This is a genomic window from Paenibacillus sp. FSL L8-0708 (assembly GCF_038009325.1).
GTDB lineage: Bacteria > Bacillota > Bacilli > Paenibacillales > Paenibacillaceae > Paenibacillus_AQ > Paenibacillus_AQ odorifer.
This window is the reverse complement of record NZ_JBBPBC010000001.1, coordinates 4860085-4874294: the sequence shown is the minus strand read 5'-3', so window position 1 is coordinate 4874294 and position 14210 is coordinate 4860085. Positions and strand designations below refer to the sequence as shown.

General features: G+C 42.3%; 11 protein-coding genes and 1 pseudogene. 9 read left to right on the top strand and 3 right to left on the bottom strand.

Going from position 1 to position 14210, the window contains the following annotated elements; translation table 11 throughout:
- Positions 1 to 12: 12 nt before the first annotated feature.
- Both NYE58_RS23320 and NYE58_RS23315 read left to right on the top strand, forming a co-directional pair.
- Positions 13 to 1575 (top strand): glycoside hydrolase family 3 protein, encoded by a 1563-nt coding sequence (locus tag NYE58_RS23320; RefSeq protein WP_341003115.1) that lies wholly within the window; start codon positions 13 to 15, stop codon positions 1573 to 1575.
- Positions 1576 to 1703: 128 nt separating this feature from the next.
- Complete coding sequence (locus NYE58_RS23315; RefSeq protein ID WP_341003114.1) at positions 1704 to 2621, top strand: N-acetylglucosamine kinase; 918 nt, start codon at positions 1704 to 1706, stop codon at positions 2619 to 2621.
- A 96-nt stretch (positions 2622 to 2717) separates the two neighbouring features.
- On the opposite strand, the gene NYE58_RS23310 is transcribed toward NYE58_RS23315, so the two are convergent.
- The gene (locus tag NYE58_RS23310) at positions 2718 to 3926 is read right to left on the bottom strand and encodes a GNAT family N-acetyltransferase (protein ID WP_340010565.1); all 1209 of its coding nucleotides are present in this window, start codon (positions 3924 to 3926) and stop codon (positions 2718 to 2720) included.
- Positions 3927 to 4126: 200 nt separating this feature from the next.
- Between NYE58_RS23310 and NYE58_RS23305 the strand changes: the two are divergent.
- From NYE58_RS23305 to NYE58_RS23290, 4 genes and pseudogenes are all read left to right on the top strand, one after another.
- Positions 4127 to 4276: pseudogene (locus NYE58_RS23305) on the top strand (PTS transporter subunit EIIC); the annotation flags it as partial.
- A 5-nt stretch (positions 4277 to 4281) separates the two neighbouring features.
- Positions 4282 to 4410, top strand: a complete 129-nt coding sequence (locus NYE58_RS23300) for a hypothetical protein (protein ID WP_081393586.1) — start codon at positions 4282 to 4284, stop codon at positions 4408 to 4410.
- Positions 4411 to 4758: 348 nt separating this feature from the next.
- Complete coding sequence (locus NYE58_RS23295) at positions 4759 to 5847, top strand: DUF1648 domain-containing protein (RefSeq protein ID WP_076220041.1); 1089 nt, start codon at positions 4759 to 4761, stop codon at positions 5845 to 5847.
- A gap of 212 nt (positions 5848 to 6059) precedes the next feature.
- Positions 6060 to 7049 (top strand): aldo/keto reductase family protein, encoded by a 990-nt coding sequence (locus NYE58_RS23290; protein ID WP_341003112.1) that lies wholly within the window; start codon positions 6060 to 6062, stop codon positions 7047 to 7049.
- A gap of 8 nt (positions 7050 to 7057) precedes the next feature.
- Here the strand turns inward: NYE58_RS23290 and NYE58_RS23285 are convergent, their stop codons facing one another.
- The gene (locus tag NYE58_RS23285; RefSeq protein WP_076220039.1) at positions 7058 to 7957 is read right to left on the bottom strand and encodes a LysR family transcriptional regulator; all 900 of its coding nucleotides are present in this window, start codon (positions 7955 to 7957) and stop codon (positions 7058 to 7060) included.
- A 177-nt stretch (positions 7958 to 8134) separates the two neighbouring features.
- On the opposite strand from NYE58_RS23285, the gene NYE58_RS23280 reads away from it, so the two are divergent.
- Entirely contained in the window at positions 8135 to 8968 is an 834-nt protein-coding gene (locus tag NYE58_RS23280) for a sugar phosphate isomerase/epimerase family protein (RefSeq protein ID WP_076276169.1), read from the top strand.
- Between the two features lie 328 nt (positions 8969 to 9296).
- A complete protein-coding gene (locus tag NYE58_RS23275; protein WP_341003111.1) occupies positions 9297 to 12377 on the top strand; it encodes an ATP-binding response regulator in 3081 nt (1026 codons plus the stop codon).
- Here the strand turns inward: NYE58_RS23275 and NYE58_RS23270 are convergent.
- On the bottom strand, positions 12364 to 12909 hold the full coding sequence (locus tag NYE58_RS23270) for a CDP-alcohol phosphatidyltransferase family protein (RefSeq protein WP_076276235.1): 546 nt from the start codon (positions 12907 to 12909) through the stop codon (positions 12364 to 12366). The genes NYE58_RS23275 and NYE58_RS23270 overlap by 14 nt on opposite strands.
- 152 nt (positions 12910 to 13061) lie before the next feature.
- Here NYE58_RS23270 and NYE58_RS23265 point away from each other — a divergent pair, with 152 nt between their 5' ends.
- Positions 13062 to 14195 carry an SGNH/GDSL hydrolase family protein gene (locus NYE58_RS23265; RefSeq protein ID WP_341003110.1) on the top strand — a complete coding sequence of 378 codons (1134 nt, stop codon included), beginning with the start codon at positions 13062 to 13064 and terminating at the stop codon, positions 14193 to 14195.
- Positions 14196 to 14210: the final 15 nt, after the last annotated feature.

Here is a 14210-nt window from a genome sequence, read left to right as displayed (position 1 = left end):
GGTGAATAATTGATGAGAACAATAGAACATATGAGCCTGCGCGAAAAGATTGGACAAATGTTCGTAACAGGCTTCCCTTCAACCGAGATCACTCCTGAGCTGAAGGAAGTTATTGAGCATTATAAAGTCGGCAATATTATTTTATTCTCACATAATATCGACAATAAATATCAATTAGGCGAGCTTGTTACTGAGCTGCAGCAATGGTACATGACACATACTGGTATCCCGGGCTTTATTACGATCGACCAAGAAGGCGGTCGAGTCACTCGTATGCCTAAAGACGCGACCAATGTTGCTGGAGCCATGGCAATTGCTTCTTCAGGACGACCTGAAAATGCGTATGCAGCAGGCAGAATGACTGCCAGAGAATTGAAAGCATTAGGTATTAATTTTAATCTAGCTCCAGTTATGGACGTTAACAATAATGCATTGAATCCAGTCATAAATGTTCGTTCCTATGGTGATTCTGTTGCAACAGTATCCCAGTATGGAATTCAAATGATGAAGGGATTGCTCGATGGAGGCGTCATGTCCTCACTTAAGCATTTTCCAGGTCATGGTGATACAAATGTCGATTCACATATTGGCTTGCCTACCATTGAAAAAACACTTGAGGAATTAGAGCAGCTTGAGCTGCTGCCGTTTAAGGCCGCAATTGAGCAAGGCGCTCAAGCGATTATGAGTGCACATATTTTATTTCCGAAAATTGAAAAATCCGGTGTGCCCGGAACTATGTCTCATACCATTATTACAGAGATATTAAAAGGAAAATTAGGATATAAAGGGTTAGTTGTATCGGATTGTTTAGAAATGGACGCGATCAAACGATACTATGGTACGGCAAAAGGAGCGTTAGGAGCTGTTAAAGCAGGTATTGATTTGGTATTCATTAGTCATACTCCTGAGACAGTGAAGGAAGCGATTCATTTGATCGAAGAAGCTGTAGCCACCGGTGATTTGGATGAAGCGCTGATTGATGCAGCTGTTACAAAAATTTTAGCTTATAAAGCACAATATGCGACGATTGAGGAGCTGGATTATGAACTAGTTGGCTGCGATGTACATCGCCGAGCAAATGAGCTAATGCGTACGGAAACGATCTGCCTCATGAAAGGTGAGCTCCAGCCCATTCATACCGGTGACGAGCAAGTGTTATTTATGGGTTCCTATTCATACCGCACCGATCTTGCGTCCAGCAGCTTGAATCAAGCTCTTAGCTTTCCGCAATATATGGGGGAGCATTTCAATACAGCTTATGAGATTATCGACATTGACCCGAGCGAGGAACAAATCAACGCTGCGCTGCCAAAGGTACAAGGCTACAAGCATATTGTTATCGGCTTGTTCAATGCGCGTGAAAACAAAGGTCAGCTTGCGCTTGTTCAGAAGCTGCTGGCAGCAGGCTGCAAAGTAACGGCCATTACATTAGGTCGCCCGTATGATTTACCGTTAATCGAAGGCGAGTTCTGCGGAATTGCGGCATTTGAGTATACACTTGATGCATTCAAATCACTCCTTCCAATCCTAAATGGTGAGGTTGTACCCACCGCCAAGATTACGATTCAGATGTAGACAAGCATAAACGCCTTCGGCGTCCTTTCAAGGACGGCAAGCGTTTCTGCGAGAAATATAAGGATAATATATCGCGTGAAACATATAAATTCTTATCTTTGAAAAAAGTACAACAAGGGGACATAGGTATGGCATTTATCGTTGGAATTGATGGGGGTGGCACGAAAACAGCTGTCACCATTACGCATGACCAGGAAGACTCTTTATTCACCTTTACTGTAGGGCCTATTAATTATAACGGTGGTGATGCTGATGCTATTGCCGCCTCCTTTGAGGAAATTTTTAGTCAAACGAAGCTCTACTGCGGTAATTTACAAGAAGTTGCTCATATATGTATAGGTGCGGCAGGAATAAGTAATCCGCTGGTCATCAATTTTTTGGAGCAGCATGTGAGAAATAACGGTTATATCGGGCCATTAACGATTACAGGCGATCAAGAAACTGCATTATACGGGGCACAAAATGCGATGCAAGGCATCATTCTCATTGCCGGTACAGGATCGATTTGCTTCGGGGTCAATGAAAAAGGAGAGCAGCATCGCACAGGAGGCTTTGGTCATCTGATTGATGACGAGGGAAGCGGTTATAGCATTGGGCGCGATCTATTATCTGTATTAGTTCAAGTGGAGGACGGAAGAATAACCGATACGGTCATCCCAGCGATGGTATATGATCAGCTTGGCTTAAGCACTGTGAAAGAGATTATTGGTTTTGTTTATGATAGAAATACGACGAAAAAAGATATTGCGCAGCTCGCACCGATTATGACGACCGCATGCGAGAAGGGCGATGCACATGCAATAGCGTTAGCGGAGAAATGTGCAGCCAATCTATATGAGCTTGTTGTGCCTGTTATTGAACGGCTTAAGCTATATGAAAGTCCGATTGCGATTGCAGGAAGTGTGCTGCAAAAGTCTCGCTTTGTGAAAGAAGCCTTGGAGCGAAAGCTCGCACAGAGCTACCCGCAAACAAAGCTGATTTTGCCGATTAAGGATGCAGCCTACGGTGCTGTCCTGTTAGGAAGATCAAAAATGAACAACGACTAGTTTTTATCGATATGGAAAAATAAGGGTGTGTCATAAGTCCGAGCAGTTGGACTTGCGACACACCCTTATTTTAAAATGGTAGGAATCAAAAATGGCTTAAAATTTATCGGTCAAATAAAACACGGCTTGTTGTTTCGGAAATAGAGCTTGAAGGATGTTAGCGTCCTCCGTACTGTCCTTTGCTGCGCCTGCTTCATTATAGCCGAACATGATATAAGTCATTAGCTCGCGTTCATCTACTTCTATTGAAGTATAGGGATTGGTATGATTACTAGCATCGGAAACAGAAAGCTGCTTTTGCTTATAATCCAAGTAGATACAGTCCTCATTGCTGCGAAGTGCAATATGCAGCTCCTGGCCTGCAATTATGTTGCTACGGTTTAGGCGATCTTCTAATTCAGGCTGAAGCTTATGGAAAGTTGAACTGAGATTGATCATTTTCCACATCGCCATATTGATTTGAATTGAATTTGCTTGATGCTGTTGGTAATAGGAATATAGCTTATGGTCCTCTGGGAGCATCGCTAATATTTGCTTTGCATTTTGGCGCAGCTGACATAAGGCATGAAACAAAGCTTCAACACCGTTTTCGGCTTCGTTCAAATACAATAATTCATTAATAAATACTTGTTCAGTATCTTTCTTTTCAATGATGCCATAAGCGACGATTTTTCCATTTCTGCGAAGGAGCAAGCAGTCAACTTTCTTCCATTCCGGCCAGGTCAATAAATCATTCCAATACGTTTTACTTCGGATCACGGTGTAGGTACGATTCTTATTAAATTGTTCATAGATGAAACGGATATCATCGAGATAACAGGCTTCAAAAGGAATGATTTCATCACTGCTTTGCTGCTGCTCCAAACTTGCTGGTTTTTCAATTGCGAAAGCAGTCTCGGGAATAAGTCTCCAGCCAGCTTTTTCATAAAACGCATGCTTACTAGCCAAAAGCAAGCTTATATCATAATCGGTTTCTTTCATATAGTTGGTCTGCGCATGAAGAATTTTGTGTGCAAGCCCCAGCCCGCGGTAATTTAGATCTGTACCGACACTCCCCATTGCACCCGTTTTCAAGATCGCTTGACCGACTCTAATATGAAACGGAAAAATTTGTACATTAGATGCAATCTTATCGTCAACCATCGCAAACCATGTTGTATCTGGATCATATGTGGTGTCTAGGTCTAATCTTTCTTGGAAATAAGCTCGGCCTACGGAAAAGCATTCATCTAAAATATCGTAAATCTTTTCAAGCTGCTCTCTAGTTGGATGGTTCATTACGATGATGTTTGGTGTCGTCGTCATCTTTCATTTCCTCCTGCGCCGTAATGTTGGGATAAATTTAATAAATGAAAAAAAACGGTTTTTTTGAAATTTAATTTCTTAACTTATAGTTTAATGTTGAAAAAAAATTTCGTCAATAATGGAACGTGTGGAATCATAGAAGTGATACAAAATTTAGATTGCTCAATATAGTCTAAATGAGGATTAGGAAATTAGCGACTTCGGCTGAGCAATTACAAGCACAAAGTGCACAAATGAAGGGGCAGCTTAAAAAGAAGAATGATAAACCGTTCAAGAACTTTTTGCGAAAAATCGGAAATATTTTCATACTAATGATTCCTGCATTTGTTGGAGCGGGTATAATTGCGGGGGAAGTATGATTTCGCAAATTGAGCTAGACTTAAATGAATTGCCAGAATCAGAGAAAAAAGTAGCGGAGTACATTCTTGTAAATGCTAAAGAAGTGCTGCATATGACCATACATGAGTTAATGGAACAAACCTGAGCAAGTACTATATTAAGCATGGATGGACTTATTTATACTCTGACGCAGTGATCCGCACCATTGCAGATACGAGGCGAGTCCTTTACCTACACAGAATTTCAAACAGATGTACTTGCCATAATTCAGTTTTCAGATGAGTAGCTCTGCGTAGCAAAAAAACTGGATAAATTGTTAATTTCACCCCTACAGTCACTAAAATCGATTATAATAAAATTTATGTTCAAGTCGATCACCTATCCTAAGTTAATAGGATCATCATACGCAAAAAGGCATAGCGCTGAATCGCCTATGCTATAAGGGTTATAGAGTTTTTAAATACACACTTATGTATAAGAGGAGGCGAATGATATGACGATAATGCCTGTTATAGTAATGATCTTTGTATTTGTACCTGCCATTGTACTCATGGTAAGCATGCCTTATTTAACAAGAGAGACGATTAGTTTTGGGGTCACCGTCAGCCCTGTACAATTCCATAGTGAGCCTCTGCGCCAGATGCGGAAGTCATATGCTAGGATTAGTGCTACCGTGCATACCATCCTATTCATTGTTTGTATCCTCTGTCTAATATACGGTGATGAACATTCCAAGCAACAAAGTTGGATCATTGTCACTTATTCACTCGCCATGGTCGTAATCTCCCTAGTCATAAACATTAGCTATCATTTCAAAATGAAAAGTTTACTACCTATGCTGCCTATTGCTCTGGAACCATCGATCATGGCAGTGGACACTGGATTTCGGAAAATAAACATTGGCTTGTCTAATAATTGGTTCCTCATTCATGTTTTAATTACTGTTGTTAGTATTGTAACTGTGCTGCGCAACTACGATCTGATTCCTGATCAGATTCCGATCCATTACAACAGCAGTTGGAACGTAGACCGCTATGCAGCTAAATCTTTTAGTTCTGTGTTTATGCCTACGATCATGCAAGTGTTCATAACACTTTTGTTCATATTTGAGAATTGGAGTATTCGCAGAGTAAAGCAGCAGGTTCAACCCAATGATCCTAACCGTTCCATCAGACAAGACGCAGCTTACCGCCGTACTTGGTCATATTTTATGCTTACAGCAAGCTTCTTAATAGTTATCCTGTTTTCCGTCGTGCAACTAAACATGATATCTCTGCTTAACATGAGTTTCGCTATCCCTATTATCCTAATCATAATAGCCCTTGTCATCCTATACGCCTTGGCCTTAACGTTCTGGGCTGGTCAGGGCGAAAGCCGCTTGGAGCGATCTGCCGATAGCTCCAATGTCAGACCTGTCCATGATGATGATAAATGGCGATTAGGTATGATTTATTTCAATCGTAAAGATCCAAACCTAATCGTCAAGAAAAGGCTCGGAGTCGGCTGGGGATTAAATTTCGGTCACCCAGTAAGCTGGCTGTTTTGGCTCGGAATTATTGTACTGTTAGTTGTGGTGCGGTAACAAAGCTTGGTGGTTAATACTCACCGGAGTATAGGCGAAGTTAGAGTTTCGAAACAGAATATTTACCGAAAAAAACGCCTAAAGGGCGTTTTTTTTATTATCTTTAAGGATCTCAGTAATATCTTTTTTGAATTAAACCGCATCTTAAAGAGTATTTCTCGTATTAATATCTCTTTGTTACAATCAGATTGTTATCTAAAGGAGGGTATAAAATGAACTATCGCAAATTAGGAACGAGTGGCTTACATCTAAGTGAGATTGCTTATGGTAATTGGATTACACATGGTGCTCAAGTGGACAATGATACTGCCCATGCTTGTGTTCTCGCTGCATTGGATGTAGGGATCACAACATTTGATACTGCAGATGTATATTCCGATACGAAAGCTGAGATGGTGCTGGGCCAAGCATTAAAAGGAGTGCACAGAGCTGATATCGAATTGTGTACCAAGGTGTGCCATCCCACAGGGACGGGACGTAACGCAAGAGGTCTGTCCCGCAAGCATATTATGGAGGCGTGCCATGCTTCACTGAACAGATTACAGACCGATTATATTGATATCTATTATGCGCATCGCTTTGACGCAACAGTATCCCTTGAAGAGACCTTCTTGGCTTTTTCGGATCTGGTGCGTCAAGGTAAGGTTCTCTATGTCGGGATAAGTGAGTGGACGGCGGATCAGATAGCAGAAGGTGCTGTTTTGGCGAGGGAATTGAAGGTGCCATTGGTGGCTAGTCAACCTCAATATTCGATGTTATGGCGCGTGATGGAGACGGAGGTAGTTCAAGCTTGTGAGCGGGAAGGGATTGGACAGGTGGTCTGGTCGCCGCTTGCTCAAGGGATTCTGTCAGGCAAATATATGCCAGGTCAACCATTGCCAGAGGGTTCTCGTGCTTCAACAGCTGCGGGCTCACCATTTATGAATAAATTGGCGGGTCAGTGGCTTCGGACTGTGGTGCTTGAGGCGGTCTCGAATCTCTCTTCCATCGCCAGCGAAGTTGGGTTGACGCTTCCGCAGTTGGCTATAGCATGGGTGTTGCAAAATCCACAAGTCTCATCTGCAATTATTGGGGCATCCAAACCTAAGCAGGTTATAGAAAATGCCAAAGCTACGGGAGTTCGTCTGGATAGGGAAGTGATGTTGGAAATCGATAGGGTGCTAGAAGGACTCGTTGAACGTGATCCTAGAAAAACGGGCTGAATATTATATTATTCACCATTAATAGCTTCTGAACTCATTTGTCCTATGATCTCTAGTAACGCGGATAAGGAGGCACGATCGCAATCGGTTCTCCAAGCGGCATAAAGGGGAATCGATGGTGTGCTTTCTTCAAAAGGACGAAATGCGACACCTTCACGCTGAAAAATAGCAACTGAAGAGGGCACAATGGAAACTCCAAGATTAGCAGCTACCAAGTTTACAATGGTGTACATCTGAATGGCTTCCTGTACAACATTCGGATACACGTCGTGTTGGGCGCAGAAGCTCATAATGAGGTCATGAAAAGGTGCTCCTAAATGACGTGGGAACGATATAAACGGCTCTAAAGCTAAAGAGCGAATGGATAACACCGGTAATTGAGCTAGGTGATGCTGCTCTGGCAAAACGGCAATAAGCGATTCATTGACTAAGGGACGATGCTCGATATGTTTGCCCGACTCTGTATAACGTACAAATCCAATGTGAATCGTTCCTTCATGTAAAGCCTGCCACTGCTGAGCAGACGTCATCTCATGTAATGTGAGTTGGACTTGTGGATAACGTTCCCGAAACATTTTTAACATATTAACCAATACTCCACCAGCTGCAGAATCTATAAATCCAATGTTCAAATGTCCGATAATTCCTTGATCGACTAATTGTGTTGTTTTAATAGAGCGTTCCAGTTGAGATAAAATGGATTTAGCCTCCTCTAGAAATACCGCCCCTGCTGACGTGAGACGAACTTGTCTTTTATTCCGTTCTAATAGTTTCACACCAATTTCATTCTCCAGAGCTTGAATTTGCTGGCTTAAGGGAGGCTGCGTCATATTTAGCTTCTCTGCTGCACGGTTAAAATGCAGTTCCTCTGCTACTGCGATAAAGTATTGTAATTTTTTTATGTCCATACTTTTCATTCTCCCTTGAAATGCTTCTCCAAGCAAGTATAAGGATCTTTGAACGAAAATGAAAGGAATGACATGTCCTCTGAGGTGTTTTATTCGAGTGCCAAATGCGCTAGACTTGGAATGGGTACCCAGTACAATGGCGTACTGTTTGATTGGTCATAAAGGGGGAGAACGACGATGATAAGAGGATTAACAACAGCGGGTTTGGGAGAAATTGCTTCTAATGAAGAATATATCAGACTTGCGAGCCAATTCGGGTTTCAGGCCATAGACGTCAATCCATTAGAGTTGGTACAGCAGTATGGCAAGGATGGGTCCATCCAATTACTGGAAAGTCAAGGCATCATGCTAGGATCATTTGGTTTAGAGGTAGATTGGCGCACGACAGAGGAAAGCTTTAGGAAAAGTCTGAAATCGCTTACGCTGATGGTTGAGGCCGCTGCTGCATTAAATTGCACCACATGCTGTACCTATATTTTGCCTTCGACAGATCTTCCGGTCGCACCGTTCATGATTGCAGCCACTAGACGTTTAAGACTATGTGCAGAAATATTAGGCGCCTATGGTATTTCGCTAGCCTTAGAGTTCGTTGGTCCTCATCACTTACGTACACAATGGGCAAATCCGCTAATCTGGACGATGCAAGATACGTTGGACTGGATGGATACAATTCAAGTGAGAAATATCGGTTTGTTACTGGATTCCTATCATTGGCATACGAATGGATTAACGAGTGAGGACCTGCTGAAATTACAACCGCATCAAATTGCGTATGTCCATATTAATGATGCTAAACCTCTGCTGATAGAGGAATTGCTTGATTCCGATCGATTGTATCCAGGGGAAGGATCCATTGATCTTACCGGATTCTTGGGAAGCTTGAAAAAGATCGGATACAAGGGCGTTATCGCTCAAGAAGTGCTAGCGCCAGCTTCATCACAAAGTTCATCTGAACTATTTTCTCGTTCCAAAGCAGGCTTCGATAAAGTATTCTCATCACTGGAAATCTAACCCCATCGAAACCCACATTGGAAGGAGCGTTAAGGATGAGTCTGTTCAGTCGGACGTTCAAAACAAATGTGGGAGTAATGCCTAGTAAGTTCGCCGCGATGCGATCTGCTTTAATCAATAAATCGCAATAAAAGAATCGACCATCTGCTCTATGGGATGGTTGATTTTTTTCCTCTGAACATAGGATTACATACGTCTATAGGCCTCTTAATATAGTATAATCATACTGTATTGCTCAAAGTTGGAGATAGGGATATAGCACTATTAAATACTATTGACGAATGAGGAGTCTATGAGAACTTCGGAGAATAAAATTAAGTTAAGTCATATGTTGTACATAGTAGTATTTATCTGCCTGCTGATTGCAATACGCTGGAGCTGGTACAATCATTTTAATCTGTCTAATCCTCCTGTTGTGGAGCAAGGTGTGCTCGATTTGCGGGGAGTAGACCTTGAATCACTAAGCTCCTTTCCATTGGATGGAGAATGGGAGTTTTATCCTGAACAATGGGTGAACGCCGCCAATATGGATAGTGTTTTAAAAGGCCAGATGCTTCAGGTGCCGGGTAACTGGAATTCTGTATTCAATTCTGCTGAGCAAAAGAAGGCGTATGGATACGGAACTTATCATTTGCGGATTCTGCTAGATCGTCCCTTGTCTGAGCCACTTAGCTTTTGGTTCCAATCCATCTATACTTCTTCTGAAGTGGAGATTAATGGAACAGTCCTCTCACGGTTTGGAGTGTTATCTGACGAGAAGGAAGAGCATGTTTATGTGACGAAAGCATTCTTAATCAGTTATACACCTACAAATCAGAAGCATCTGGATCTGTTTGTTCGGACGTCAAACTACGAGTCTCCACTAAAAGGGGGCATAATTCGGTCCGTGGAGTTTGGCATTCAACATGGGGTAGACACTATATACTGGAATTCCATTGGCTTGCAGCTAGTCGTAGGGGTCATGCTTCTTCTACATGGGTTGTATTTATTGATTATCTATCTGATGGATGTACGAAAAACAGAGCTGATTATTTTTTTCCTAATGATGGTCGCTGCGGCTGTATCGATTGGGGTTGAACATAATGGACTGTTGTTCAGGTTTCTTCATGTTGATTTTGCCTGGATGCTGAGGTTAAAGGTTCTTTCGTATATAGGGTTTTGTTTATTCCTTTTATTGATGGGAAGAGAACTATTGGGGAATCGACGGAAAGGCAAGGCGTTTTATAGTTACATCCTGTCAGTTCTCATTTTTACTTTATTTATTATTGTAGGTCCTGAAGAGGCAGTGTTATATATCATCGGAAAAGGGTATTACATGATCCTGTATTACGTTCCAGTGTGTTGGACGGTATATTATTTTTGGAAGATGGTATCCTTACGAGCTGAAGGTGCTCTATTTTTATTGTTTTCAGTGTTAGCAGTACTGAATAATATGTTGTGGGGGGCTGTCTACTATGCCGGTAGCTCACAATTTATGTTTTATCCCGTAGATTTAATTGCTGCCCTTGCCGCATTTTCCGCCTATTGGTTTAGGAGATATTTTCATCAATCCCATCAAAATGTGTTACTGAACGCTCAATTGGCGGAATCCAATAAATTAAAGGACCGTTTTCTAGCCAATACGTCACATGAGCTGCGCACTCCACTGCATGGGATTATGAATATTGCCCAAAGTGTGTTAACAAGAAAAAAACATGTGCTGGATGAAGAGAGCCAGCGTGACATGGAATTGCTAATTATGGTCAGTCGCCGGATGTCGCTTATGCTGAATGACTTGCTTGATGTTGTGCGATTGCAGGATAAGCGGATTGTGATGAATATAAAGGCGCTGCAAGTGAGGTCATTGGCTGAAGGTGTACTGGATATGTTGCGTTTCTTAACCGGTGGGACGAAGGTGGAGCTTCGAATGTCTATAGATGAGAATCTGCCGCGTGTTTATGCTGATGAGGAGCGATTGGTGCAGATTCTGATTAATTTAGTTCATAACGCACTAAAGTACACCGAACAGGGAAGTGTTGAACTGGCCGCAGAACAAGTGGGTGGGGATGTATGGATACATGTTACGGATACAGGAGTAGGTATGGATGAAGCTTTGAAAAAGCGTGTTTTTATGCGCTATGAACAAGGGGCTTACGGTCAAGGCGGCATTGGGTTGGGGCTTAGTATCTGTAAGGAGCTGGTCGAACTGCATGGCAGTGAATTATTGCTGCAATCGCAGCCGGGTCAGGGAAGTAAGTTCAGCTTTAAATTACCTGTAGTCAAAGGGAGCCTGCAGTCATCTATTCCAGATGTTCATACAGAAAAAGATTCGGATCCATTGTCACCATTCAGCACGTGGATAACTGCGGAGAAATCAGCTATGGTGGCTGCCACCTATAACACAAAGGAAGTAGAGGCACTCTCGAAGCTCGATACAGACGCTGACATCATACATGTGCTGGCGGTTGATGATGATTCGGTCAATTTAAAAGTTCTGCAAAATATTTTATCAGATGGAGCCTATCGGATTGATACAACGACTTCAGCCCGTGAGGCGCTGGATATGTTGCATCATGAGCAGTTCGATTTGGTTATCGCTGATGTGATGATGCCGGGCATGTCTGGATATGAATTGACAAGATTGATACGCGAGCGGTTCACGATGTATGAACTTCCTATTATTCTATTGACCGCTCGCAGTGAGCAGGAGGATGTTTACGCAGGTTTCTTGGCTGGAGCTAATGACTATGTAACCAAGCCAGTAGATGCCATGGAATTGAAGTATCGTGCTTCGTCGCTCACTTCTATGAAGCAAGCAGTCAATGATCGTTTGAGAATGGAGGCTGCTTATTTACAAGCGCAGATCCATCCACATTTTCTCTTTAATACATTAAATTCGATTATGTCCTTGAGTGATTTTGACACTGTCAAAATGAAAGATCTTTCAGATGCATTCACTACTTATCTGCGGATCAGCTTTGACTTCTTAAATGCAGGCAAACTTGTTTCGCTGTCGCAAGAGCTGGAGCTGGTCGAGAATTATGTATATATCCAGCAGCAGCGTTTTGAGGAGAGGCTGCAGGTTGAATGGGAGGTAGACGCGAATCTACAGCTTCTAATTCCTCCGCTGACCATTCAGCCACTGGTCGAGAACGCCGTCCGGCATGGGATCTTAAGTCGGGCAAAAGGTGGAACCTTGCGTATTCACATCGAGACACATGCGGAGGCTGTTCATTTTATCATTGCTGATACGGGGATTGGAATGGATGAAGCTCAAGTCAGTAAGTTATTGCAACCAAAAAGTCTTAAGGATCAAGGAATTGGGCTCCTTAATACAGATCGGAGATTAACACAATTATATGGACAAGGCTTGAAGATTCAAAGTATTCCTGGGGTGGGAACTACGGTGTCTTTCATTATTCCTGATTAGGAGGGTTGTAAAACCATCCTTTTCTGTCCAGCTGTAATTGAGTGGATGTGATTTGGATGATCAATTCTTCCACAGCGGATAAGGTTGCAACTATACAGACAATGGTTGTCCAAATGGTGGGGTTACTATGGGAAAGCCATATAGGAGTTACAAATAAGAGAAGCCCGGTGAATTTATTGCCGTAGGTATGGATACTTGCGTAAGTTTTGAATCTGCGGAGGGCAATCCCTATCGATGTTATGCGGAAGCCCGCGATTAAGAAGATCCATAGGATGAATTCGAGGGTAAGACCCAGATACGGATACAAAGTAAATAAGCAGATCCCGATTAGTATCGTGTCGGCAGCAGAATCCAGCTTTGCTCCGAGATGACTTGTTGTGCCTGATTTTCGGGCAATTGGACCATCTATCAGATCGGTGACTCCGCAAAGGATATAAATTGCAAGAAAGGCCGAACTTAGCGGCTCGAAGAATAACAGCATTATTGCCAAAATAATTCTGCCAAGTGTAATACAGTTAGGTATAACTTTCAACTTCAACCCCACCTTTGTTCATGACCTCATTTAATTCTATTGTACCAGAGGAAGAGTATATGCTATTTGGAAAAGGATTATAAGATAATATTGAAGAAGTAGTGAAGTAGAAGTGTAGATTAGGATTCTAGTGGTAATTTAGGAGGGATTTTATGAAGCAGAATACAAACTTAAAGGTACATACATTAGCTGATATCGAACATCTGAAAATTCACGGCAGAACAACAGGGTCACTTTCTCCACTAACGTTATTTTGGACAGGCAGTGCGGTCGAATTAAATGTTAAAAGTTCTGAGCTATGGCTTGAAGTAGAATCAGATTATGATGTTTATGAACCCTGGATTAGCATCCTGATCAATTCCGTTCCTGTTAGCAGACAAATGTTAGTAGCAGGCAGGTATTGGATTTGTGTATTTAGAGGCATGAATGATCGTGTTGTCAACAATATTCGTATTGTAAAAGATGTGCAGGCAATGAGTGGAGACCCTGGCTGCTCTTTGCAGATACATGCGGTGAAGATGGATGGAAAATTCCTGCCTGTTGCGGACAAACCCCACAAGATAGAGTTCATAGGTGACAGCATCACATCCGGAGAAGGAAGTATAGGTGCCAAGGCTGAAGAAGATTGGATTCCAATGTGGTTTAGCGCCATCAACAACTATACCAGAATGACAGCAGATGCTTTAAATGCAGAATATAGAGTTATTTCTCAAAGTGGCTGGGGCGTCCTTACTAGCTGGGATAATAATCCGCACGGTAATATCCCTGATTGTTATGAGCAGGTTTGTGGTCTTCTAACTGGAGCAAAAAACGAAGCTATAGGAGCTTTTCAAGAACATTCTTTTGAAATCTGGCAGCCAGATGTTGTGGTAGTTAATCTAGGAACAAATGATGGGGGCGCTTTTCAATCGCCAGAATGGAAAGATGAGGTAACAGGGGAGAGCCATAAACAACGTTTAAATGAAGACGGGACCTATCATGAGGATGATATACAAGCTTTTGTCGATGCCGCCGAGAAATTTCTGATGAAGCTTAGAAAAAATAATCAACATGCACATCTCGTATGGGCATATGGGATGCTTGGTATCCCGATGATGCCAGTGATCTACCGCGCGGTCGATGTTTATAGCAAGAAAACAGGGGACAAGCAGGTTTCTGTATTGCAGCTTCCAAATATGACGGATGAGACCATAGGGGCAAGAAGTCATCCGGGAGCATTAGCTCATGAACAAGCGGCAAAAGAGTTGACGGGGTATTTGAAAGGGATTCTAGCGAGCGAAAGTTAATGAGGAATTCATAAA

Coding starts and splice junctions, on each gene's coding strand:
- NYE58_RS23310 (WP_340010565.1), bottom strand. CDS start 3,926: ATGACGACGACACCAAACATCATCGTAATGAACCATCCAACTAGAGAG.
- NYE58_RS23300 (WP_081393586.1), top strand. CDS start 4,282: ATGATTTCGCAAATTGAGCTAGACTTAAATGAATTGCCAGAATCAGAG.
- NYE58_RS23295 (WP_076220041.1), top strand. CDS start 4,759: ATGACGATAATGCCTGTTATAGTAATGATCTTTGTATTTGTACCTGCC.
- NYE58_RS23320 (WP_341003115.1), top strand. CDS start 13: ATGAGAACAATAGAACATATGAGCCTGCGCGAAAAGATTGGACAAATG.
- NYE58_RS23315 (WP_341003114.1), top strand. CDS start 1,704: ATGGCATTTATCGTTGGAATTGATGGGGGTGGCACGAAAACAGCTGTC.
- NYE58_RS23285 (WP_076220039.1), bottom strand. CDS start 7,957: ATGGACATAAAAAAATTACAATACTTTATCGCAGTAGCAGAGGAACTG.
- NYE58_RS23265 (WP_341003110.1), top strand. CDS start 13,062: ATGAAGCAGAATACAAACTTAAAGGTACATACATTAGCTGATATCGAA.
- NYE58_RS23290 (WP_341003112.1), top strand. CDS start 6,060: ATGAACTATCGCAAATTAGGAACGAGTGGCTTACATCTAAGTGAGATT.
- NYE58_RS23275 (WP_341003111.1), top strand. CDS start 9,297: ATGTTGTACATAGTAGTATTTATCTGCCTGCTGATTGCAATACGCTGG.
- NYE58_RS23280 (WP_076276169.1), top strand. CDS start 8,135: ATGATAAGAGGATTAACAACAGCGGGTTTGGGAGAAATTGCTTCTAAT.